Consider the following 20,780-nt stretch of genomic DNA (forward strand, 5'->3'; position numbering starts at 1 on the left):
GAATAGTACGAATATGCGAGATTCTGAGACTCCTCCAGGCGAGAGCAACGACGCGATCGACCGAATCCTCCGAGCCGCGAAGGAACCGGGCGCCACGATGACCCTGTTCTCCGCCGGCAGAGCGCAGGCGCTGCAGGACGGCGCCAGCACGAGCTATGACGGCGAGGCCGACGGCGACCAGCTCGAACGAGAAGCCAGGCAGTCGCTGCGACGAGTCGAGAGCCTGCGAACGGAACTCGAGGACGTCACCGAGGTCGAGTACCGCAAGGTGCGCCTCGAGCGGGTCGTGCTCGTCGGCGTCTACCGCAGGAACTCCCTCGAGGAGGCCGAGAACTCGATGCAGGAGCTGGCCGCACTCGCCGAGACTGCGGGAGCCGTCGTCCTCGACGGCGTGCTGCAGCGTCGGCCGAACCCCGACCCCGCCACGTACCTCGGCCGAGGCAAGGTCGCTGAGCTCAAGGAGATCGTCGCGGCGCTCGAAGCCGACACGGTGGTCGCCGACACCGAGCTCGCGCCCAGCCAGCGTCGCGCGCTCGAAGACGAGATCAAGGTGAAGGTCATCGACCGCACCGCGGTGATCCTCGACATCTTCTCCCAGCACGCCAAGAGCCGCGAGGGCAAGGCGCAGGTCGAGCTGGCGCAGATGGAGTACATGCTCCCGCGCCTTCGCGGATGGGGCGAGTCGATGTCCCGGCAGGCCGGTGGTCAGGTCGGCTCCGGCGGTGCCGGCATGGGGTCACGAGGCCCTGGAGAGACCAAGATCGAGCTCGACCGTCGGCGCATCCGCACGAAGATGGCCAAGCTTCGCCACCAGATCGCCGACATGAAGGATTCGCGTGACGTGAAGCGCGCGACCCGACAGCGCAACCAGGTTCCGGCCGTCGCGATCGTGGGGTACACGAACGCCGGCAAGTCGAGCCTCCTCAACCGCATCACGCATGCGGGCGTCCTGGTCGAGAACGTTCTCTTCGCGACCCTCGACGCGACGGTGCGCAAGGCGGCGACGGAAGACGGCCGCCCCTACACGATTGCCGACACGGTCGGCTTCGTGCGTAACCTGCCCCACCAGCTGGTCGAAGCCTTCCGCTCGACGCTCGAGGAGCTGCAGGCTGCCGATGTCATCGTGCATGCCGTCGACGCCTCCCACCCGGATCCCGCCGCGCAGCTCGCCACGGTGCGAGACGTCATCGGAGAGGTCGAAGCCCACGATGTTCCCGAGATCGTGGTCTTCACGAAGGCCGACCTGGTCGATAGCGATCGACGCCTCGAGCTCCAGGGGCTCGCCCCCGACGGCCTCTTCGTCTCCGCGCACACGGGCGAGGGCATCGACCTGCTGCTCGGGCGCATCGCCGAGCTCCTGCCAACCCCCGAGGTGACCATCGAGGTCCTTGTGCCCTTCGAGCGCGGCGATCTCGTCTCCTACCTGCACGAGCGAGGAGCGGTGCTCGAGCTCGAGCACGTGGAGAGCGGCACGCGGCTCAAGGCCCGGGTCCACCCCGACCAGCTCGGACTGTTCGAGGCGTTCGCGGTCGCAGGCTGACGCATACGCCTCAGTCCTCCTGAGGGAGGCATGCAGAAGAGCGGCGAGCCCATCGGGCTCGCCGCTCTTCTGCATCTGCTGACGTGTGCAGGCGCCGGTGCTTCCGGCTGCTCTCAGATGGAGCGGAGGACAGCGACGACCTTGCCGAGGATCTCGGACTCATCGCCGAGGATGGGCTCGAAGTCGCTGTTGCGGGGGAGCAGCCAGATGTGGCCGTCACGCTTGCGGAAGGTCTTGACCGTGGCTTCTCCGTCGAGCATCGCGGCGACGATGTCGCCGTTCTCCGCGTTGCGCTGTGACCGCACGACGACCCAGTCGCCGTCGCAGATGGCAGCATCGATCATCGACTCGCCAACGACACGGAGCAGGAAGAGCTCTCCCTTGCCGACGATCTGACGGGGGAGCGCGAAGACGTCTTCGACCTGCTGCTCCGCCGTGATCGGGATGCCGGCTGCGATCCTACCGACTACCGGGACGAACGCGGCCTCAGCCGTCTCGTTGGAATCGCCATCGTCGGTGTGGTCGAAGTGCACCAGCACCTCGAGGGCGCGGGGCATGCCCGGATTGCGCTTGATGTAGCCGAACTTCTCCAGCTGGCCGAGCTGGTGGGTGACGCTCGACAAGGAGACGAGGCCGACTTCGTCGCCGATCTCGCGCATGCTCGGCGGGTACCCGCGCGTGCGCACCGACTCCATGATGCAGGTCAGGATGCGCTCCTGCTTCTCGGTCAGTTTTCTGTAGATGTCGCTCGCTGGCTTCTTGGCCATGTCGTCTCCGTCCGCTCTCCGACACGGAATGTCGGTGGCAGGTGATGCACTGCCTGATAGCGCCAACCCTACCGAGGGTGCACGCAGGTACGAAACATTTCTTCGAGTGTTGTGGATGAAAGTTCGAGAGATTCGAACTGGAAGCCTTGACTTGGCACTTTGTTCGTAGCTATATTCAGTACATACATTCGACCACTCGAAGATGTGGACGAATCAGGAGGAATCATGAACACCACTGCCGTTGCACCACTCCGCCTCACCGTCCGAGGCCGTCGTGTCCTGCTCGCCATCGCTGCGCTGCCCGTCGCCGCAGCCATCGCCGTCGGGGCCACGCACATGAACTCCGCGGCGGCCTCGAGCGACGCCGCAGACGTCGAGTTCGAGTACGTCACCGTCGGCGCTGGCGACACGCTCTGGGGCATCGCCGAGGAGGTCGCGGGCGATTCCGATATCCGCGACGTCATCGTCGAGATCTCCAAGCTCAACGCTCTCGAGAACGGCACGGTTCAGGCCGGCCAGCGCCTCGCCCTCCCACTCGACTGAGTCCGCAGCCCATTCCAGGCGCAGACCGCGTCGTAGGCTTGTGCGGTGACCTCGTTCGAAGATCTGCCCATCCGTGACGACCTCCGCGGACTCACCCCCTACGGAGCGCCGCAGCAGCCGGTGCGCGTTGCCATCAACGTCAACGAGAATCCGCACCCCGTGCCGGAGGTCGTGGCAAGGCGAATCATCGAGGCGATCGCCCGCGAGCTCCCCGGACTCAATCGCTACCCGGACCGCGAGTTCACGAAGTTGCGCGAGCAGCTGAGCGTCTACCTGGGCCGGGGCATCGGTCCCGAACAGGTGTGGGCCGCCAACGGCTCGAACGAGATCATGCAGCAGCTGCTGCAGGTCTTCGGTGGCCCCGGGCGCAGCGTGCTCAGCTTCACACCCAGCTACTCGATGTACCCCCTTCTCGCCAGAGGGGTTGGGTCCGAATGGATTCCGGTGTCACGCGCTGACGGCTTCGCGCTGACCGCGGACCTCGTCACGGAGGCACTTCGTCGAGAGCGCCCCGACATCACCATCATCTGCACGCCGAACAACCCCACGGGCACCGTCACCGATCTCGACGTGATCGCGGCTGCGTACGACGCGACCGACGGCATCCTGATCGTCGATGAGGCCTACGCCGAGTTCCTCCCTGATGGTCAGGAGACCGCGCTCTCCCTTCTCCCGGGTCGCGAGCGGCTCGTGGTCTCGAGGACCATGAGCAAGGCGTTCGCCTTCGCTGGCGCCCGCGTCGGGTACTTCGCGGCTCACGAGGCCGTCGTCGACGCCGTCCGACTCGTTCGGCTGCCGTACCACCTCTCCGCGATCACCCAGGCCGCCGCGACCGCAGCGCTCGAGTGCTCGGAGATCATGCTCCAGCAGGTCGATGCCATCCGCGAGCAGCGCGACCGCCTGCTGGTGGAGCTGCCCCGTCTTGGCTACACGCCGTGGGAGTCTGGCGCGAACTTCGTGCTGTTCGGCGACGTCGCGGATCCCGCGGCTACGTTCCAGCAGCTCCTCGACCGCGACATCCTGGTGCGGGATGTCGGCATCCCGAACGCGCTTCGGGTGACCGCCGGGACGCGCGCGGAGACGAGCGCGTTCCTGGCCGCACTCGCCGAGATCACCGATGCAGGGAAGGCCTAGGCTGGAGCGATGACCACGACGCCACGCACCGCGACCGTCTCACGCGCGACGAGCGAGTCCTCGATCGAGCTGAGCCTGAACCTCGACGGGACCGGCATCGCCGACATCCAGACGTCGGTTCCGTTCTATGACCACATGCTGAACGCCTTTGCGAAGCACTCGCTGACCGATCTCACGGTCCGTGCGACGGGTGACACGGAGATCGACGTGCACCACACGGTCGAGGACACGGCGATCGTGCTCGGTCAGGCGATCCGCCAGGCCCTCGGCGACAAGTCGGGCATCGCGCGCTACGGCGATGCGAGGGTGCCGCTCGATGAGTCGCTCGCCGAAGCCGTCGTCGACATCTCGGGGCGTCCGTTCCTCGTGCACACCGGGGAGCCGGAGGCCTTCATCTACCACCTCATCGGCGGGCACTTCACGGGCGCGATGGTGCGTCACGTCTTCGAGGCGATCACGTTCCACGCCGGTCTGACGGTGCACGTCGAGGTCATCCGCGGGCGCGACCCGCACCACATCGCCGAAGCGGAGTTCAAGGCGTTCGCCCGTGCGTTCCGCGCGGCCAAGCGACTCGACCCGGAGGTCGTGGGCATTCCTTCGACCAAGGGCGCGCTGTGACTTCAGTCGCACGTCCGCGGGTGGTCGTCGCTGACTACGGCTCGGGCAACGTTCACTCGGCCGTGAAGGCGCTCGAAGCGGCTGGTGCTGAGGTCGAGCTGACGGCCGACCGCGCTGCCGCCGCCGACGCCGACGGCTACGTCGTGCCAGGTGTCGGGAGCTTCGCTCACGTCATGGAGGCCATCAATCGTCAGCGCATCGGGGAGATCGTCGGCCGGCGCCTTGCAGGGGGGCGCCCCGTGCTCGGCATCTGCGTCGGCATGCAGATCTTCTTCGACGGCGGCATCGAGGGTGGCAGGCGAGCCGAAGGTCTGGGCGAATGGCCGGGCGAGGTGACCGAACTGCGGGCAGAGGTCCTTCCGCACATGGGATGGAACCTCGTCGACCCCCCGGCCGACTCGAAGCTCTTCGCCGGCATTGCTCGCGAGCGCTTCTATTTCGTGCACTCGTACGCGGCGCATGAGCTCCCGCTCGACCCGCATCCGAAGGCCCGCCCGGTGCTCGTGACCCATGCCGAGCACGGCGAGCGCTTCATCGCGGCAGTCGAGAACGGCCCGTTGTCGGCGACGCAGTTCCACCCGGAGAAGTCCGGCGAGGCTGGCGTGCGCCTGCTTCGGAACTGGATCGAGACGCTGCCGAAGCGCGCCTAGTGCTGCTGCGTCGGCGCGCTGCACCGCCGCCTGCCGATACGCTATTGCCCGGACTGCCAGGGCATCCCCTTTCGGCGTCGATGCCCCGGCGCCTCAGAACGAGAACAAGGAACCTACGCGCGTGAGCGAATTCAACACGTCACCGGAGCTCGTGCTCTTCCCCGCAATCGACCTCGCCGGCGGCAAGGCGGTTCGTCTGGTTCAGGGCGAGGCCGACTCCGCCACGAACTACGGCGATCCTGTGGATGCGGCGGAGGACTGGATCGAGCAGGGTGCGGAGTGGATCCACCTCGTGGACCTCGACGCGGCCTTCGGGCGCGGGGAGAACCGCAGTGTCATCAAGCGCGTCATCCGGGCGGCCAAGCACGTCAATGTGGAGCTGTCCGGCGGGATCCGTGACGACGAGTCCCTCGAGCGTGCGGTGGACGCCGGTGCGCGCCGCATCAACCTCGGCACCGCCGCGCTCGAGAATCCGGAGTGGGCGGCGAACGTCATCGCTCGCTACGGCGAGCTCATCGCCGTCGGCCTCGACGTGCGTGGCACCACGCTCGCGGCTCGCGGCTGGACGCGCGATGCTGGTGACCTCTGGTCGGTACTCGAACGGCTCGAGGAGGCCGGTTGCGCACGTTACGTCGTGACCGACGTGACGAAGGACGGCACCCTCCAGGGCCCGAACCTCCAGCTCCTCAGCGACATCCTCGACCGGACCGACCGTCCCGTCGTCGCCTCTGGCGGCGTTTCGAGTCTCGACGACATCGCGGCGCTGCGTGGCCTCGTGCCGCAGGGCCTCGAGGGCGCGATCATCGGCAAGGCGCTCTACTCGGGGGCCTTCACGCTCGTCGAAGCGCTCGACGTCGCATCCTGACTCGAGAGGTCTGACCCATGCCGTCGCTGCCAGAGCATTTCCAGCCCAGCAAGGCCGACTCTGCTGGCCAGAGCTGGTCTGGGCGGAGCTTCGGCGACAACCCGTTCCGCGACGACGACGGCACGGCGCCGGCGCAGTTCGTCGCGGCGATCCGGCGCTTCAGGGCTCGGGGGGTGGGTCCCGACGCGGTGGTCGACGCATTGCGTCAGGCTCGCGTGCTGATCCCGCTCGTGGCGAAGCTGGGCGAAGCCGATGTCAACACGCAGGGTGTGACCGTCGACAAGAGCGCTGATCTCTCCATCGTGACGGTCGCCGGCCCAGACGGTCGCACCGTCCTGCCCGTGTTCACCTCGGCGGAGGCGATGAGGGTCTGGAATCCCAAGGCTCGGCCGGTGCCTGCGCTCATGCAGCGGGCGGCCATCTCGGCGGCTGCCGAGGGCAGCGACCTCATCGTGGTTGATCCGACGAGCGAGACGGAGTTCGTCGTCCGCCGTCCGGCCGTGTGGGCGATCGCGCAGGAGCAGGGCTGGGCGGCCCCGTGGGTGAACCCGGTTGTCACGGCTGAGCTGTCGAGGGTGATGGCAGAGCTCGACGAGGTGCTTGGCATGGATCTCGTGCCCGGCGATCCGGAGGCTCGCCTGGCTGGGCCCGAGCTGCGTGTGGTGCTCCACGTCGGTGGTGACGCTGGCCGCGAGGAGCTCGCGGATCTGTCCCGCCGAGCCAGCGAGCTGCTGCAGGGGAGCGAGGCGTTCCGCACAGAGGTCGACTCGCTCGGCATCTCGTTCGCGCGGGCCAGCACTGCTGCTTCGAGCGACGCGGAGAAGCGGCAGCGAGATTCTAAGCGCTCGTGGTGGAGGCGCTGAGGGGATTGACCAGGCGCGGCAACTCGGGGAAGGCTTGCCTGTACGCTCGAGCAGAAGTAATTAGATACTCTTATTGCTAGCCAACCGAGCTAAAGGGAGTGGTGCCGAGTGATCCGTGAGCCTCTGGCGAGCCCCCGTGGCCAGGGTTCGGACTTCGACCTCGCAGCGCAGCAGCTGCTCGAGGTGAGAAGGCGAATCGAGGAGTTCCTGGCCGGACGAGTCGCTGCCGCGGCCGCGATCGACGAGGGCCTCGCGACGCTGTGGCGCATCACGGCGCGCAGCGCCGAAGGGGGGAAGCTCTTCCGCCCCGCGCTGGTCATGCAGGCCTACCTGTCCTACACGGGCGCAGCAGAGGTGCCTGAATCGGTCATGGAACTGGCAACCGCGACCGAGCTGCTCCACCTCGCGTTCCTGACCCACGACGACGTGATCGACAACGACACCATGCGCAGGGGGGAGCTGAATCTCCTCGGCAGCGTCGAGGAGATCGTGGGAGGACCGGAGTTCGACGACGAGCGCGGCAACCGCCTGGGGCAGGCCGCCGCGATCCTGGTCGGCGACCTCCTGCTCTCCGAAGCGCACCTGAGGGTGGCACGCATCGATCAGCCCCACGCCGTTCGTCTGCGCGTGCTCGATGCCATCGAGCGTGCCCTCGCGGTCTCGGTTGCCGGTGAGTTCAGCGACGTGAGCCTGTCGGTTCGAAGTGACCATCCGGCATTGGCCGAGGTCCTGTCGATGAGCTCGAACAAGACCTCCGCGTACACCGTGCTCCTGCCGCTCGAGCTGGGTCTGATCGCGGCGGGTGCCGAAGGTTCGGTGGATGCGCGTCTCATCGCCCAGTTCTCGGACGCCGCCGGACTCGCCTTCCAGCTCCAGGACGATCTGTTCGGTGTCTTCGGGGACCAGCACAAGCTCGGGAAGGCGCCGTACTCGGATATCCGGGAGGGCAAGTTCACGGCGCTCATCGCCCTGGCCTGCGGGACCCCGGTCTGGGGTGAGCTCGAGTCGCTGCTCGGCGACCCGATGCTCAGCGAGGCGGATGGCGCGAAGGCGCGTGACCTCATCGACGCCTCGGGCTCGCGCGCCGCTGTCGAGCAGGAGCTCGCGGCTCAGTTCTCGAGGGCACGAGCCGCCGCGAGGGCCGTGGGCGCTTCGGGCCGCGAGGGGGAGCGGAACCTGGCCGAGATGCTGGAGCGTCTGCTGATGCTGCTGGAGAGGCGAACGTCATGATGTCGCCACTCGAGCAGTACACGCGCACCGCGGAGAAGTCCGCGGCCGAGGTCATCTTCGCCTACTCGAGTTCCTTCGGGGCGGCCTCGCGCTTCCTCGGGCGCCGGACGGTCAAGCCGGTGCGCAGCATCTACGCGCTGGTCCGCGTGGCGGACGAGATCGTGGACGGTGTCGGCGCGCTCGCCGGCCTCTCCCTCGAGCAGCAGCACGCGGCGCTCGACGGGCTCGAGGCGCAGACGCTCGAGGCCATCGAGTCAGGCTTCAGCACGAATCTGGTCGTCCACGCGTTCGCGGTGACGGCGCGACGCTGCGGGTTCGGGGCCGAGCTGGTCGTGCCCTTCTTCGCTTCGATGCGCATGGATCTCGAACCTCGCTCGCTCGACGTGGAGGAGCAGCGGCGCTACGTCTACGGTTCCGCGGAGGTGGTGGGGCTGATGTGCGTGCGGGTATTCCTCACCGGTGTCTCTCGCACCCCGGAGCAGCGGGAGCGCATCGACGCGGCGGCCTGCGCGCTCGGCGCCGCGTTCCAGAACGTGAACTTCCTCCGCGACGTAGGCGATGACGCCGACCGGCTCGGCAGGGACTACCTGCCGGTGGAGGGTCTGGAATCGGCGCCGCTCGACGAGCGGCGCAAGCTCATCTGGCTCGACCGCATCCGCGCCGATCTTGCGACAGCGGAAGCGGGCATCCCGCTGCTTCCGAGGGATTGCCGACGGGGCGTGGCCCTCGCGAGCGCGCTCTTCGCTGCGCTCGCCGACCGCATCGCGGAGACGCCGGCAGACCGGCTGCGCACCACACGCGTGAGAGTTCCCGGCGCCGAGAAGGCGCGCATCGCAGCACGAGTCCTTCTGGAGACACGATCATGAGCACCCGAGCAGTAGTCATCGGCGCCGGAATGGCCGGCCTCGCCACATCGATCCTGCTCGCGCGGGACGGCTTCGCCGTGACGGTCCTCGAGAAGAACGACAGGGTCGGCGGCCGTGCTGGCCTCCTCGAGGTCGACGGCTTCCGCTTCGATACCGGCCCGAGCTGGTACCTGATGCCGAGCGTCTTCGACCACTACTTCGCGCTTGCCGGCACGAGCACCGAGGAGCAGCTGGATCTGCGCATGCTCGACCCCGGCTACCGCGTCTTCCCCGAGCCGGAGCATGCGGGGGGCGCAAGCGAGCCCCTCTCCATCCCCTACGGCCAGGACGCCGTGCGCGAACTCGTCGCTGAGCTCGAGCCCGAGGCGCTCGGCGCTTTCGACGACTACCTCGAGACCGCGAGACGCGCCATGGACATGGCGGAGGAATCGTTCCTCTACAACACGTTCAAGAACCCGGCCACGCTGCTCGGCGCCCCCGTTCGCCGCGAGCTCCCCGAGCTGCTGACGTGGCTCACGGTCCCGCTCGAGAAGTTCGTGGAGGAGTCGTTCACGCATCCGCTGCTCAGGCAGATCCTCGCCTACCAGGCGGTGTTCCTCGGAACCGACCCGCGCCGCGCTCCGGCGATCTACCACCTCATGAGTCGCATGGATCTCGTCGAGGGCGTGCAGTACCCCATGGGCGGCTTCACCGCCGTGGTGGATGCGCTGCACCGGCTCGCCGTGGACGCCGGCGTCGAGTTCCGGCTCGAGGCCGAGGTCACGGACATCGCCGTGGCGCATGGCTGGAGCCGTGGCGTGCACTGGCGCGACGCTGACGGGCAGCGGCACTTCGAGGACGTGGAGGTCGTCGTCTCCGCCGCTGACCTGCATCACACGGAGACGCGGCTGCTGCCAGAGCGGTACCGCAGCTACCCGGAGCGCGTGTGGAAGCGCACCTCGTCGGGTCCGGGCGCCGTGCTGGTGATGCTCGGCGTCGAGGGCGAGCTGCCCGCCCTGCCGCACCACTCGCTGCTGCTCACGAAGGAGTGGGGGGAGAACTTCGACGCCATCTTCGGCGAGGGCGTCGCCCTGCCTGACCCGGTCTCCGTCTACGTCTGCAAGCCGAGCGCCACGGATTCGGCAGTTGCGCCGGAAGGGCACGAGAACCTGTTCCTGCTCATCCCGGTCAAGGGCGAGGAGAGCATCGGTGGGGGAGGAGCAGATGGGGCGGGAGATGCAGAGGTCGAGCGGATCGCCGATCTCGCGATCTCCCAGCTCGCCGAATGGACGGGAGTCTCCGACCTGGAGCGCCGCATCGTGGTTCGCCGGACGCTCGGCCCCGCCGATTTCGTGCACGACTACAACTCCTGGCGTGGCGGCATCCTCGGCCCGTCGCATGAGCTCGCCCAGTCGGCCATGCTGCGTGCCGGCAACGCGTCCCCGAAGGTCAAGGGGCTCTACTACGCGGGCGCGACCGTCAACCCCGGCGTGGGCGTCCCGATGTGCCTGATCAGCGCCGAGCTGGTGCTCAAGCACGTGCGGGGCGACCGGAGCGCTGGCCCCCTCGAGGTCGACCGCCGGTGACGGTCACCACCGTCCACCTCTGGGGAACCGGCAGCGCGAGCGCCGGCCTCTCGCTGACCGCGAAGACCACGCTGCACCTCCTGGGCCGTCGACGTCCGGAGGGTCTGCGATTCGCGCGTGTCATGGGCACGGCGCGGGCGACGAGCTTCTCCTCGCGCGACGCCGACCTCGGGCATTGGGCGCTGGTCGCCGCCTGGGAGTCGCTCGAGGCTGCGGACGCGTTCGATCGAGGGGCCCTCGTGGGTGCGTGGGACGCACGCTCGCGGGAGCGACTCAGAGTGCGGATGCGCGCCATTCGCTCGGTCGGCCTCTGGGGAGGTCGCGAGCCGTTCGGGCCCGCCGTCGCGGAGGCCGAGGAGGGGCAGCGGGTGGCCGTCATCACGCGGGCGCGGATCCGGGCCTCGTCGGTGCCGCGCTTCACGGGGACCGTGCCACCCATCGCTGCCGAACTCCTCCGCGCGAGGTCGCGCGGTCTCGGTCTCGCGTTCGGGATGGGCGAGCTGCCAGCAGGCCTCCTCGGCACCTTCACCCTCTGGGAGTCCGAGCCGGCGCTTCGCGCCTTCATCAGCGGCGCACCATCGCACAGAGCCGCCATGGCCGACAGCCGAGCGGGCGGATGGTTCGCCGAGGAGCTGTTCGCGCGTTTCGCGGTCGATGCCGTCGAGGGCTGGTCGGCCACGACTGCATGACCTCCCCCGCGAAGAGCGGGCCACCATCCGCCAGAACGTCAGACGACGCAGATCCAGAGCCACGACCGAGAGGAACGGACTCAAGATGACCGCCATCACACGACGACTCATGTGGGTGACACTCGCAGCAGGCATGTTCGTCCAGAGCCTGTTCGCCTTCACCGGCGGCGGCACCGTGCCGCTGACCATCGCGAGCGTCGCCCTGCTCGCCGCCACCGGGGTGCTCCACGCCTGGGCGACCCGCGGGCCGCGGTTCGCCTCCGTGCTGCTCGCCGCCGCCGCGATCGGCTTCTTCGCGGAAGTCGTCGGTGTGGCCACGAGCTTCCCGTTCGGACAGTACATCTACACGCCGTCGCTCGGCTTCTCGCTCTTCGAGGTGCCGCTCATCGTGCCCCTCGCCTGGGTGACGATCGCCTACCCCGCGGTCATCATCGCGCGGCGGCTCATCGGCACGGCGCCTGGCACGCTGCGGCGTATCGTGCGCGTCGCCGTGGCCGCGTGGGCGCTCACCGCCTGGGATGTCTTCCTCGACCCCCAGATGGTCGATTCGGGGCACTGGGGCTGGAAGCACCCTGACCCGGGGATCCCCGGCGTCGACGGCATCCCGCTCACGAACTTCCTCGGCTGGTACCTGGTCTCGCTCATCATCTGCGGGCTCATCGACGCCGTCGCCGCTCGCTCGCAGAAGGTCGACGGCGCACCGAGCGACGCGGCACCCTTCACGGTCTACCTGTGGACGTACGCGACGTGCGTCGTCGGCAACCTCACGTTCTTCGAGCGACCGAGCGTGGCTCTCGTCGGCGGCCTGATCATGGGTGCTATCGCGATCCCGCTTGTCGTCGTGCTGCTGCGCGACTGGCGGGCGAGGAGAGCCGAGCGCTCCCTCGTGGCGTCCGGGGCGCACACGGGGGACTCCCCGCGATGAGCACGGTCGTGGTGATCGGGGCGGGGGTCGGCGGGCTCGCCGTGGCAGCCCGCCTCTCCGCGCTGGGCCACGACGTCACGGTGCTCGAGCAGGCCGAGAAGGTCGGGGGCAAGCTCGGCACGCTCGAGCATGACGGCTTCCTCTTCGACACCGGTCCGTCGCTCGTGACCATGCCGTACGTCTTCGCCGAGCTGTTCGCGGAGACGGGGGCGCCGATCGAGTCGGTCGTCGAGCTTCGCCGACTCGAGGTCGCCTGCCGGTACCGGTTCGCCGACGGCAGCGAGCTCGACATGCCCGGACGGATCGAGGAGATCCCTGCTGCGCTCGACGCCGCGCTCGGTGCGGGGACCGGGCAGCAGTGGGCGCGCTTCCTCGAGCGCTCGGAGGGCGTCTGGGACATCGCCAGGGGTCCTTTCCTGGAATCGCCCATCGATGCGGCCGGGATCGCGTCGCTCGCCGTGAATCCGCTGTCGCTCGCACGGGTGGCCCCGTGGCGCAGTCTGCGCGGGTTCGGCGAGCGCGACCTCTCGGACCCTCGCCTGCGCGCACTCCTGGATCGCTATGCGACGTACACGGGGTCGGACCCGAGGCGGGCGCCGTCTGCGCTCGCGACGGTGCCGTATGCCGAGCAGGCCTACGGCTCCTGGTATGTGCCCGGTGGCCTCTGGCGGCTCGGGGAGGCCATCGCCGAACGTGCCGTGGAGTGCGGGGCGCACATTCGCACCGGGGTCAGGGTCGCCCGCATCCTCCAGGAAGGCGCCAGGGTCTCCGGGGTCGAGACGAGCGAGGGGGAGCGTCTCGCCGCGGACGTCGTCGTCGCGAACGCCGACGCCCAGTCCGTCTACGGGGAGCTGCTGCACAGCGAGGGGGCCAGGCGCGCCGCCAGGAGCCACGAGAAGCTCGACCCCTCGCTCTCGGGCTTCGTCATGCTCCTCGCCCTCGACGACCTCGAGCGTGCGAGCTTCGCGCACGACGAGGCGACGCACCACAGGGTGCTCTTCGCCGAGGACTACGACGCCGAGTTCGATGCGGTCTTCGGCGTCGGGGCGCACGCGGGGTCCGGGCCGAGGCCGGTCGAGCGGCCCACGATCTACGTCTCGGCGCCGCAGGATCCGGCGACCGTTCCGGGGCCACACAGCGGCGCCTGGTTCGTCCTCGTCAATGCCCCCAGGCATGACCCGGAGCACGGTGTCGACTGGGACGAGCCGGGGCTCGCCGACCGCTACGCGGAGTCGCTGCTGGAGCTCATGGCCGAACGAGGCCTCGACGTGCGGCCGCACGTGAGGTGGATGCGCATCCGCACCCCGGCTGACATCGAGCGCGACACGCTCTCTCCCGGAGGCTCGATCTACGGGACGGCGTCGAACGGCGCGAAGGCGTCCTTCCTGCGGCCGGCCAACCGTCAGCCCGTCGATGGGCTGTACCTCGTTGGCGGTTCCTCGCACCCGGGCGGGGGACTTCCGCTCGTGACCCTCTCGGCGGCTATCGTCGCGGAACTGGTCGGGCCCGCCGAAGGCCGCTGAACGCCCGGAGGCCGACCCACGAATCGACGAAGCCCGCTCGACGGCCCGAAGGCTCGGCAAGCGGGCCGTGGTCCCGTGGTCCGAACTCAGCCGTAGACGGGGCCGGTGAGGTCCTCGCCTGGCCCCTTGCCGACGGGGTCCGGGTGCTCGGATGCCTCGCGGAACGCGAGCTGCAGCGAGCGCAGGCCGTCGCGCAGGGGGCGCGCGTGGTGGTCGCCCAGGTAGGGGAGGCTCGCGGTGAGCAGACCGGCGAGCGCCGAGATGAGCTTGCGGGCCTCGTCGAGGTCGAGCTCGTCGTCGCCGCTGTCCTCGTCCAGGCCGCACGCGACTGCGGCGGCGCTCATGAGGTGGACGGCGGTTGTCGTGATGAGCTCGACGGCCGGGACTTCGCCGATGTCGCGACGCAGATCACCGTACTCTGGCTCGGCTGCGGAGGGGTTTTCGAGTGAGGCGTCGGTCACGCTGGTCCTTTGTCCGGAGTTCTGGTAATGTGGCGAGCGGTTTCTGCTGTGCAGAGGCCACGAAAGAGGATTCGTCCCACCCGCGCAAACCGCTCTACGTAGGTTACCGGGTTGCTCCACTCCCTTCCTTGCCCGGCCTCGCGGCTGTGCAGGAAGAGGTCACAGAGTTCGCACGAACTGCACTCGCTGCAGGATGCGCAGGCTCGGTGGCGATGGGTGGAAACACGCTGCGAGCGCAGCGTGGTTGGTGTGACGCCTCCTTTCCACATTCAGTGAAGTCAGGAGCCTTCCATCAGCGAACCACGTACCAATGACCGCATCCGTGCCAGTGAAGTCCGCCTTGTCGGCCCGGGCGGTGAGCAGGTCGGAGTAGTCAAGCTCGAGATGGCGCTGCGCCTCGCGCAGGAGTCTGAGCTCGACCTCGTCGAGGTCGCCCCCAACTCGAAGCCCCCCGTCGCCAAGATCATGGATTACGGGAAGTTCAAGTACGAGGCCGCCCAGAAGGCGAAGGAAGCGCGTCGCAACCAGGCGAACACCGTCCTCAAAGAGGTCCGTTTCCGTCTGAAGATCGACGCCCACGACTACGAGACCAAGCGCAAGCGCGCCATCGGCTTCCTCGAAGACGGTGACAAGGTGAAGGCCATGATCCAGTTCCGCGGCCGCGAGCAGTCGCGCCCGGAGATGGGTGTGCGCCTCCTCCAGCGTTTCGCCGAGGAAGTCTCGGAGTACGGCACTGTCGAGTCAAACCCCATGATCGATGGCCGCAACATGGTCATGATCATCGGCCCGTTCCGAAACAAGTCCGACGTCAAGGCTGACGCTTCCGCGAAGCGGAATGCGGCCCGCGAGGCGTCTCGAGCGGCCAAGCACGGGCAGCCGTCAACTGGCGAAGCTGCGAATGAATCTGCAGATGAAGCTGCAACAGAGTCTGTACCAGAGTCTGCAACCACAGAGGAGAACTAATGCCGAAGCAGAAGACCCACTCGGGCGCCAAGAAGCGCTTCAAGGTCACGGGAAGCGGCAAGCTCATGAAGCAGCAGGCCGGCCTTCGCCACAACCTCGAGGTCAAGTCGCCGGGTCGTAAGGCTCGACTGAACCAGGACCAGCTGCTCTCCAAGGCAGACGCCAAGGTCGCCAAGAAGCTGCTCGGCCACTAAGCCGCCCGCACCCACACTTACTGAGGAGAATCAACACACATGGCACGTGTAAAGCGGGCAGTAAACGCCCATAAGAAGCGTCGCGTCATCCTTGAGCGCGCATCCGGCTACCGTGGACAGCGCTCGCGCCTGTACCGCAAGGCCAAGGAGCAGGTCATCCACTCGATGGTCTACTCCTACCGTGACCGTCGCGCCAAGAAGGGCGAGTTCCGTCGCCTCTGGATCCAGCGCATCAACGCCGGATCCCGCGCGAACGGCCTCACGTACAACCGCTTCATCCAGGGCCTCGGCCTTGCTGGCATCGAGGTCGACCGCCGTATCCTCGCTGAGCTCGCCGTGAACGAGCCCGCGACGTTCGCCGGTCTCGTCGAGGCAGCCAAGCAGGCGCTCCCGGCCGACACGTCGGCTCCGCGCGCAGCGGCCTAGTCACCACCGCGGCCCGATTCGCTCTCTGAGTGTGCCGGCCGTATGAACATGCGGTCGAGAGTCCAGCTCTCGGCCGCATGTTCTTTTCTTAGGGCCTGCACTCTGCATCCGCACCTGGCTCGATGAGCATCCACTCAAGCAACGCAGCGCCTCGCGCGCAGGAAGAAGTCGACACCATGATCGAGAGCCCGCGCAACGCGCGCGTCAAGGACGTCAGGAAGCTCGCGCAGAAGTCGGAGCGTCAGGAGACTGGCCTTTTCGTCATCGAGGGCCCCCAGGCGGTCCGCGAGGCACTGGTCTCGCGCCCAGAGCTCATCGAGGAGCTGTTCGTCACGCCCACGGCGCTCGAGCGTCACTCCGAGCTGCGTGGCCTTGCCGAGGAGGCGCAGCTCGAGGTCGACTTCGCGAGCGAGGAGGCCATCGACGCGATGGCGGACACGCGGACCCCGCAGGGCGTCATCGCCGTGTGCCGTCAGTTCCCCGCTTCCATTCGGGATGCGCTGAGCGGTTCGCCGAAGCTCGTCGCGATCCTCGAAGAGGTGCGCGACCCGGGCAACCTGGGCACGATCATCCGAGCGGCCGACGCTGCGGGTGCCGACGCGGTGATCCTCACGGGCCGGACCGTGGACCTCTACAACTCGAAGGTCGTGCGTTCGAGCACCGGCTCCATCTTCCACCTGCCGATCGCCGTCGAGGTGACCCTGGACGTCGCCACCTCGCGCGCTCGCGACGCTGGTCTCCGTATCGTCGCCGCCGACATCGACGGCTCGGACCTGCTGTCGGCTCGTGACGCCGGCGAGCTGGCGCAGCCGACCGCCTGGCTCTTCGGGAACGAGGCTCGCGGCCTCGACGCCGAGCAGCTCGCGTATGCCGACGCGACCATGAGCGTGCCGATCTACGGGCGAGCGGAATCGATGAACCTCGCGACCGCGGCTTCCGTCTGCCTGTACGAGAGCGCGTTCGCGCAGCGCGCCTGACCGCAGCGCACCTGGACGCCCGGGCCTCTTCGCGATACTCGCGTCGGGCGGCCCGGGCGTCTCTGTCTCTCTGCGCGTCTGGTGATCCGGATGCCTGGATGTCTGGCCGGCCGGCTGGCTGGCTGGCGGTGAATCTCGCCTCGTCTTCCGCGGTCGTCAGTCGGGTTCGGGGGTATCCTGCTCGCGTCGCGGGAGTGGCGCTCGTTCGCGTCAGTCGCTGTCGAGCGATGACAGCCAGGCGCTGTGCAGCTCGGCGTAGCGCCCCCCACGGGCCACGAGGTCTGCGGGGGAGCCGTCCTCCACGATCGCTCCGCCATCGAGGACCAGCACGCGGTCGGCGTCGTTGACGGTCGACAGGCGGTGGGCGATGATGACGGCCGTGCGGTCGTGCAGGAGGGTGCCGAGCGCCTTCTGGACGGCTCGCTCGCTCGGGATATCGAGGGAGCTCGTGGCCTCGTCGAGGATGAGCACCTCCGGATCGGCCACGAAGGCGCGGGCGAAGGAGATGAGCTGGCGCTGCCCGGCCGAGAGCTTCACTCCGCGGTGGCTCAGGTCGGTGTCGTAGCCGTTCGGCATGCGTCGGATGAACGGGTCGGCGCCGATGAGCTTCGCGGCGTCCTCGATCTCCTCGCGGCTCGCGCCCGGCCGCCCGAGCCCGATGTTGGAGGCGACGGTTCCCTGGAACAGGAAGGGGTCCTGCGTGACCGTGATGACGCGTCGTCGAAGCTCGCTGTCCGGGATGTCGCGGAGGTCGACGCCATCGAGGAGCGCTTGCCCCTGCGTCGGGTCCGCGAATCGGGCGATGATGCTCGCCAGCGTGGTCTTCCCCGCCCCGGTCGGGCCGACGATCGCAACGGTCTGCCCGGCGGGGATGTGCAGGTCGACACGCTGCAGCACAAGTGGTCCGTCTCCGTAGGAGAACGCGGTGCCACGGAGGGCGATGTCACCGGGCTCGGTGACACCGCGGTGGTCCGCCGTCCGTCGGGCCGGATCCTGCTTGGCATCTCGGGCGGGTGCCGCGACGCTTGGCTCTTCCTCGAGCACGCCCGAGATCTTCTCCAGGGCCGCGACTGCGGACTGGAAGGTGTTCGCGAACATGCCGACGGCCTCCATCGGCTGGAAGAGCTGCACGAGGTACAGCGCGGCTGCGACGAGGACGCCGACGCCGATGCTGCCCTCGAGCGTGCGGAGGCCATTGACGAGCACCAGTACCGCGAGGCCGATGCTGCTGATGAGCTCGATGCCGGTGAAGAGATTGCCGAACGCCATCGCGGTTCGCCGACCGGTGTCGGTGTAGGCGCCGTTGAGTCCGCCGTACACGTCCGCGTTTCTCGATTCGGCGCGGAAGGCCTGCATGGCGCGGATGCCCGTGATGGTCTCGACGAAGCGCACGATGAGGCGCGCGGAGCGTTCGCTCGACTCGCGGTAGAGGCGTGAGGAGACGACCTGGAACCGTCGGGTGACCAGCACGACCGGCACGAAGACCGCGAACGCCACGAGGGCCGACAACGGGTCGAGGATGAGCAGGGCCGCCGCGATGAATGCCATCCGCGCGACGGCGTTGACCAGGTCGCCGAAGCCGGACTCGAGGAGCTCGGCGACCGCATCGACGTCGTTCGTCTGGCGGCTGATGACTCGCCCGGACGTGTAGCGCTGGTGGAAGTCGAGGCCGAGACGCCCAGTGTGCTCGAAGAGCAGGGTCCGGACTCGCAGGAGCACACGCTGGCTGAGCGCTGCGGCATTCCGGGTGAAGAGGTTGGAGAGCCCGGCGTCGGTGATCGTCGCGAGGACCAGAGCGACGACGATGACCAGGAACGGGGCCGCGTCGCCGTCGAGCAGCGTGGGAAGCCCCGTGTCGATGGCCTGCGAGAGCAGCAGAGGCCCGGCAGCCGACGCCGCCTGGCTGATGAGGACGAGCACCCCCAGCCACACGAGGCGTGCCTTGTGCGGGGCGAGGAGCTGGCCCATGAGCCGAAGCGAGCGCCGTCGGAGCAGTCTGGCAGTGTCGCGGTCGACGCTCGTGAGGTGCTCGACCCGCACCCCGAGGGGTGCAGCAGCGCTGGACTTGGTCACGCGACCACCTCATCGACGTGGTCGCCCTGCCAGAGCAGACCCCGGTACACGGGGTCGGCTGCGAGCAGCTCGCGGTGCTCGCCCAGGGCCGTGATGCGACCGTCGACGAGGACGGCGACCCGGTCGGCGAGGGCGACGGTGGATGACCGGTGCGCGACCACGAGGGTCGTCACGCCGGAGAGAGCCGACCGGAGGGCCTCGGTCGCGAGGGTCTCGGTGCGCACGTCGACGGCCGAGAGCGGGTCGTCCAGGACGAGGACGCGGGGGCGCGCGAGGATGGCGCGGGCGAGCGCAAGGCGCTGCCGTTGGCCTCCCGAGAGGCTGTGCCCCTCTTCCCCGATGAGGGTCTCGAGGCCTTCCGGGAGCTCGAGCGCGAAGCCGGCCTGCGCGACGGTCAGGGCCTCCCGCACCTCGTCGTCGCTCGCGTCCGGTCGGCCGAGGGCGACGTTGTCTCTGACGCTGGCCGAGAAGAGCAGAGGCTGCTCGAAGGCGATGGCCACGTGGCCCCTGAGGTCGTCTCGGCGGAGACGGCGGATGTCGGTGCCGTCGAGCCGCACCTCGCCAGCTGTCGGATCGTGGAGGCGCACGGCGAGCTCGCTCAGCAGGCTCTTGCCGCTCCCGGTCGCGCCCACGAGCGCAAGGGTCTCGCCGGGCACGAGGGTGAGGTCGATGCCTCGCAGCACCTCGTCTCCGTCCGGCGCATCCGGGAAGGCGAAGCGCACATCCCGGAACTCGAGGACCCCAGGCCCGTCCGGAACGGGGAGCGGGTGCTCCGGGTCGGAGACTGCAGTCGCAGTGTCGAGGACCTCGAAGACACGGGTCGTCGACGCCGCCGCGTCGAGGGTGTCGGCGAAGAGGAAACCGAGGGAGCGGACCGGCCAGGCGAGCATGAGCGCCGTGAAGAGGAACGCGGAGAGCGCGCCGATCGTGAGCCTGCCGTCGGCGACGGCGATCACACCGAGGGCGAGCGAGGTGGCGACGGCGAGCTGGGGGAGCAGGATGAGCCACGAGCGCATGTCGGCCTGGCGGCGGGCCTTCTCGAGCTCGGTCTCACGCAGCGCCTGCGCCTCCTCGCGGAACGACTCGAGGAACTCTCCGCCACGGCCGAAGGCCTTGATGACCCGGATCCCCTTCGCCGCCTCGCCGACCGTCGTCGCGAGCGCCCCGGCCTGGTCCTGGCTGCGCCGGGAGAGGCGTCCGTAGACGCGCTGGAAGCGAAGGGTGATGAGGGCAGTTGGGATGCTGAACACCGCGTAGAGGCAGCCGAGCACCGGATCGAGCCAGAGGAGCACGCCGATGCCGGCGACGACCGTGAGCAGGTTGACGCTCAGCATGATGAGGCCGAACGCGAGCCACCGGCGTATCCGGTTGAGGTCGACGGACGATCTCGACAGGAGCTGGCCTGCCTCCCACTCGTCGTGGAAGGCCGCCGGCAGATCCTGCAGCCGGGCGAAGAGCTGATCCCGCACGCGTCGTTCGACGCCGACCATGGGCGTGAGCACGAAGATTCGGCGCAGGTACCAGAGGAGCGCCTCGAAGCAGCCGACGGCGAGGAGCGCGAGCGAGCCCCAGATGACGGCCGCCCGCTCGCCGGAGGAGACGGGGCCATCGACGATGAGGCGGATGATCTGCGGTCCGACGAGGCTCAGCCCGGCTGCGGTCAGGGCCGAGGCGAAGCCGGCGAAGAGGCTCCATCTGACCGGCCGCACGTACTCCCAGAGTCGCAGCAGTTCTCGAAGTCCGGGCTCAGCGCGCATCCGATACAGGCTAGTCGCCTCTGTCGGTGCAGCGGCGCGTCGGGGGAGGGCGCTTACTTCCCAGGAGACGGGGAACCTCTCGAGAAACGGAGAACTCCCCGCGGGCCGGTGCCGAGAGACTCTCGGTGCCGGCCCGCGGGGAGTATTCCTG

At 68.6% G+C, this 20,780-nt stretch carries 21 protein-coding genes; 17 read left to right on the plus strand and 4 right to left on the minus strand.

All coding sequences use genetic code 11. The features are described from left to right. The first annotated feature begins 13 nt into the window (after nt 1-13). A complete protein-coding gene (gene hflX, locus C5E07_RS07375) occupies nt 14-1,540 on the plus strand; it encodes a GTPase HflX (protein WP_104298963.1) in 1,527 nt (508 codons plus the stop codon). A 113-nt stretch (nt 1,541-1,653) separates the two neighbouring features. Here the strand turns inward: hflX and lexA are convergent, their stop codons facing one another. Beyond that, nucleotides 1,654-2,307 carry a transcriptional repressor LexA gene (gene lexA, locus C5E07_RS07380; RefSeq protein WP_104240877.1) on the minus strand — a complete coding sequence of 218 codons (654 nt, stop codon included), beginning with the start codon at nt 2,305-2,307 and terminating at the stop codon, nt 1,654-1,656. A 225-nt stretch (nt 2,308-2,532) separates the two neighbouring features. Between lexA and C5E07_RS07385 the strand changes: the two genes are divergently transcribed. The 12 genes from C5E07_RS07385 (at nt 2,533) to C5E07_RS07440 (ending at nt 13,778) form a co-directional block, all read left to right on the plus strand. Then, nucleotides 2,533-2,850 (plus strand): LysM peptidoglycan-binding domain-containing protein, encoded by a 318-nt coding sequence (locus C5E07_RS07385; protein WP_104298964.1) that lies wholly within the window; start codon nt 2,533-2,535, stop codon nt 2,848-2,850. A gap of 45 nt (nt 2,851-2,895) precedes the next feature. Further along, nucleotides 2,896-3,984 carry a histidinol-phosphate transaminase gene (locus C5E07_RS07390; protein ID WP_104298965.1) on the plus strand — a complete coding sequence of 363 codons (1,089 nt, stop codon included), beginning with the start codon at nt 2,896-2,898 and terminating at the stop codon, nt 3,982-3,984. Between the two features lie 9 nt (nt 3,985-3,993). Beyond that, nucleotides 3,994-4,602, plus strand: coding sequence for an imidazoleglycerol-phosphate dehydratase HisB (gene hisB / locus C5E07_RS07395; RefSeq protein WP_104298966.1), 609 nt, complete (start codon nt 3,994-3,996; stop codon nt 4,600-4,602). Continuing rightward, nucleotides 4,599-5,252: an imidazole glycerol phosphate synthase subunit HisH gene (hisH, locus tag C5E07_RS07400; RefSeq protein WP_104298967.1), complete on the plus strand. Its 654-nt coding sequence runs from the start codon at nt 4,599-4,601 to the stop codon at nt 5,250-5,252. Before hisB ends, hisH begins: the two co-directional genes overlap by 4 nt. 121 nt (nt 5,253-5,373) lie before the next feature. Then, on the plus strand, nt 5,374-6,117 hold the full coding sequence (gene priA / locus C5E07_RS07405; protein WP_104298968.1) for a bifunctional 1-(5-phosphoribosyl)-5-((5-phosphoribosylamino)methylideneamino)imidazole-4-carboxamide isomerase/phosphoribosylanthranilate isomerase PriA: 744 nt from the start codon (nt 5,374-5,376) through the stop codon (nt 6,115-6,117). Nucleotides 6,118-6,134: 17 nt separating this feature from the next. After that, entirely contained in the window at nt 6,135-6,980 is an 846-nt protein-coding gene (locus C5E07_RS07410; RefSeq protein WP_104298969.1) for an SseB family protein, read from the plus strand. Between the two features lie 108 nt (nt 6,981-7,088). Beyond that, nucleotides 7,089-8,210, plus strand: a complete 1,122-nt coding sequence (locus tag C5E07_RS07415) for a polyprenyl synthetase family protein (protein ID WP_104298970.1) — start codon at nt 7,089-7,091, stop codon at nt 8,208-8,210. Beyond that, nucleotides 8,207-9,076: a squalene/phytoene synthase family protein gene (locus C5E07_RS07420; RefSeq protein WP_104298971.1), complete on the plus strand. Its 870-nt coding sequence runs from the start codon at nt 8,207-8,209 to the stop codon at nt 9,074-9,076. Before C5E07_RS07415 ends, C5E07_RS07420 begins: the two co-directional genes overlap by 4 nt. Next, entirely contained in the window at nt 9,073-10,641 is a 1,569-nt protein-coding gene (gene crtI / locus C5E07_RS07425) for a phytoene desaturase family protein (protein ID WP_104298972.1), read from the plus strand. The genes C5E07_RS07420 and crtI overlap by 4 nt, the downstream gene beginning before the upstream one ends. Then, entirely contained in the window at nt 10,638-11,330 is a 693-nt protein-coding gene (locus C5E07_RS07430) for a monooxygenase (protein ID WP_104240887.1), read from the plus strand. Before crtI ends, C5E07_RS07430 begins: the two co-directional genes overlap by 4 nt. A gap of 85 nt (nt 11,331-11,415) precedes the next feature. Continuing rightward, entirely contained in the window at nt 11,416-12,255 is an 840-nt protein-coding gene (locus C5E07_RS07435) for a carotenoid biosynthesis protein (RefSeq protein WP_104298973.1), read from the plus strand. Continuing rightward, complete coding sequence (locus tag C5E07_RS07440) at nt 12,252-13,778, plus strand: NAD(P)/FAD-dependent oxidoreductase (RefSeq protein ID WP_104298974.1); 1,527 nt, start codon at nt 12,252-12,254, stop codon at nt 13,776-13,778. Before C5E07_RS07435 ends, C5E07_RS07440 begins: the two co-directional genes overlap by 4 nt. A gap of 86 nt (nt 13,779-13,864) precedes the next feature. On the opposite strand, the gene C5E07_RS07445 is transcribed toward C5E07_RS07440, so the two are convergent. Next, complete coding sequence (locus C5E07_RS07445; RefSeq protein WP_104240890.1) at nt 13,865-14,239, minus strand: DUF1844 domain-containing protein; 375 nt, start codon at nt 14,237-14,239, stop codon at nt 13,865-13,867. A gap of 291 nt (nt 14,240-14,530) precedes the next feature. On the opposite strand from C5E07_RS07445, the gene infC reads away from it, so the two are divergent. The 4 genes from infC (at nt 14,531) to C5E07_RS07465 (ending at nt 16,799) form a co-directional block, all read left to right on the plus strand. Continuing rightward, complete coding sequence (gene infC, locus C5E07_RS07450) at nt 14,531-15,202, plus strand: translation initiation factor IF-3 (RefSeq protein ID WP_104240891.1); 672 nt, start codon at nt 14,531-14,533, stop codon at nt 15,200-15,202. Then, nucleotides 15,202-15,396 carry a 50S ribosomal protein L35 gene (rpmI, locus tag C5E07_RS07455; RefSeq protein ID WP_104240892.1) on the plus strand — a complete coding sequence of 65 codons (195 nt, stop codon included), beginning with the start codon at nt 15,202-15,204 and terminating at the stop codon, nt 15,394-15,396. The genes infC and rpmI overlap by 1 nt, the downstream gene beginning before the upstream one ends. Before the next feature lie 39 nt (nt 15,397-15,435). Beyond that, nucleotides 15,436-15,822 carry a 50S ribosomal protein L20 gene (gene rplT / locus C5E07_RS07460; protein ID WP_068481110.1) on the plus strand — a complete coding sequence of 129 codons (387 nt, stop codon included), beginning with the start codon at nt 15,436-15,438 and terminating at the stop codon, nt 15,820-15,822. Nucleotides 15,823-15,998: 176 nt separating this feature from the next. Then, nucleotides 15,999-16,799: an RNA methyltransferase gene (locus tag C5E07_RS07465; protein WP_104240893.1), complete on the plus strand. Its 801-nt coding sequence runs from the start codon at nt 15,999-16,001 to the stop codon at nt 16,797-16,799. A gap of 210 nt (nt 16,800-17,009) precedes the next feature. Here the strand turns inward: C5E07_RS07465 and C5E07_RS07470 are convergent, their stop codons facing one another. Further along, nucleotides 17,010-18,872: an ABC transporter ATP-binding protein gene (locus tag C5E07_RS07470; protein WP_308471358.1), complete on the minus strand. Its 1,863-nt coding sequence runs from the start codon at nt 18,870-18,872 to the stop codon at nt 17,010-17,012. After that, the gene (locus tag C5E07_RS07475; protein WP_104298975.1) at nt 18,869-20,629 is read right to left on the minus strand and encodes an ABC transporter ATP-binding protein; all 1,761 of its coding nucleotides are present in this window, start codon (nt 20,627-20,629) and stop codon (nt 18,869-18,871) included. Before C5E07_RS07475 ends, C5E07_RS07470 begins: the two co-directional genes overlap by 4 nt. Nucleotides 20,630-20,780 lie beyond the last annotated feature (151 nt).

Origin of the sequence: Pseudoclavibacter sp. RFBJ3, from assembly GCF_002931375.1 — a bacterium.
GTDB lineage: Bacteria > Actinomycetota > Actinomycetes > Actinomycetales > Microbacteriaceae > Pseudoclavibacter.

Coding starts and splice junctions, on each gene's coding strand:
- hflX (WP_104298963.1), top strand. CDS start 14: ATGCGAGATTCTGAGACTCCTCCAGGCGAGAGCAACGACGCGATCGAC.
- lexA (WP_104240877.1), bottom strand. CDS start 2,307: ATGGCCAAGAAGCCAGCGAGCGACATCTACAGAAAACTGACCGAGAAG.
- C5E07_RS07385 (WP_104298964.1), top strand. CDS start 2,533: ATGAACACCACTGCCGTTGCACCACTCCGCCTCACCGTCCGAGGCCGT.
- hisB (WP_104298966.1), top strand. CDS start 3,994: ATGACCACGACGCCACGCACCGCGACCGTCTCACGCGCGACGAGCGAG.
- C5E07_RS07410 (WP_104298969.1), top strand. CDS start 6,135: ATGCCGTCGCTGCCAGAGCATTTCCAGCCCAGCAAGGCCGACTCTGCT.
- C5E07_RS07420 (WP_104298971.1), top strand. CDS start 8,207: ATGATGTCGCCACTCGAGCAGTACACGCGCACCGCGGAGAAGTCCGCG.
- crtI (WP_104298972.1), top strand. CDS start 9,073: ATGAGCACCCGAGCAGTAGTCATCGGCGCCGGAATGGCCGGCCTCGCC.
- C5E07_RS07435 (WP_104298973.1), top strand. CDS start 11,416: ATGACCGCCATCACACGACGACTCATGTGGGTGACACTCGCAGCAGGC.
- C5E07_RS07440 (WP_104298974.1), top strand. CDS start 12,252: ATGAGCACGGTCGTGGTGATCGGGGCGGGGGTCGGCGGGCTCGCCGTG.
- rpmI (WP_104240892.1), top strand. CDS start 15,202: ATGCCGAAGCAGAAGACCCACTCGGGCGCCAAGAAGCGCTTCAAGGTC.
- rplT (WP_068481110.1), top strand. CDS start 15,436: ATGGCACGTGTAAAGCGGGCAGTAAACGCCCATAAGAAGCGTCGCGTC.
- C5E07_RS07465 (WP_104240893.1), top strand. CDS start 15,999: ATGATCGAGAGCCCGCGCAACGCGCGCGTCAAGGACGTCAGGAAGCTC.
- C5E07_RS07475 (WP_104298975.1), bottom strand. CDS start 20,629: ATGCGCGCTGAGCCCGGACTTCGAGAACTGCTGCGACTCTGGGAGTAC.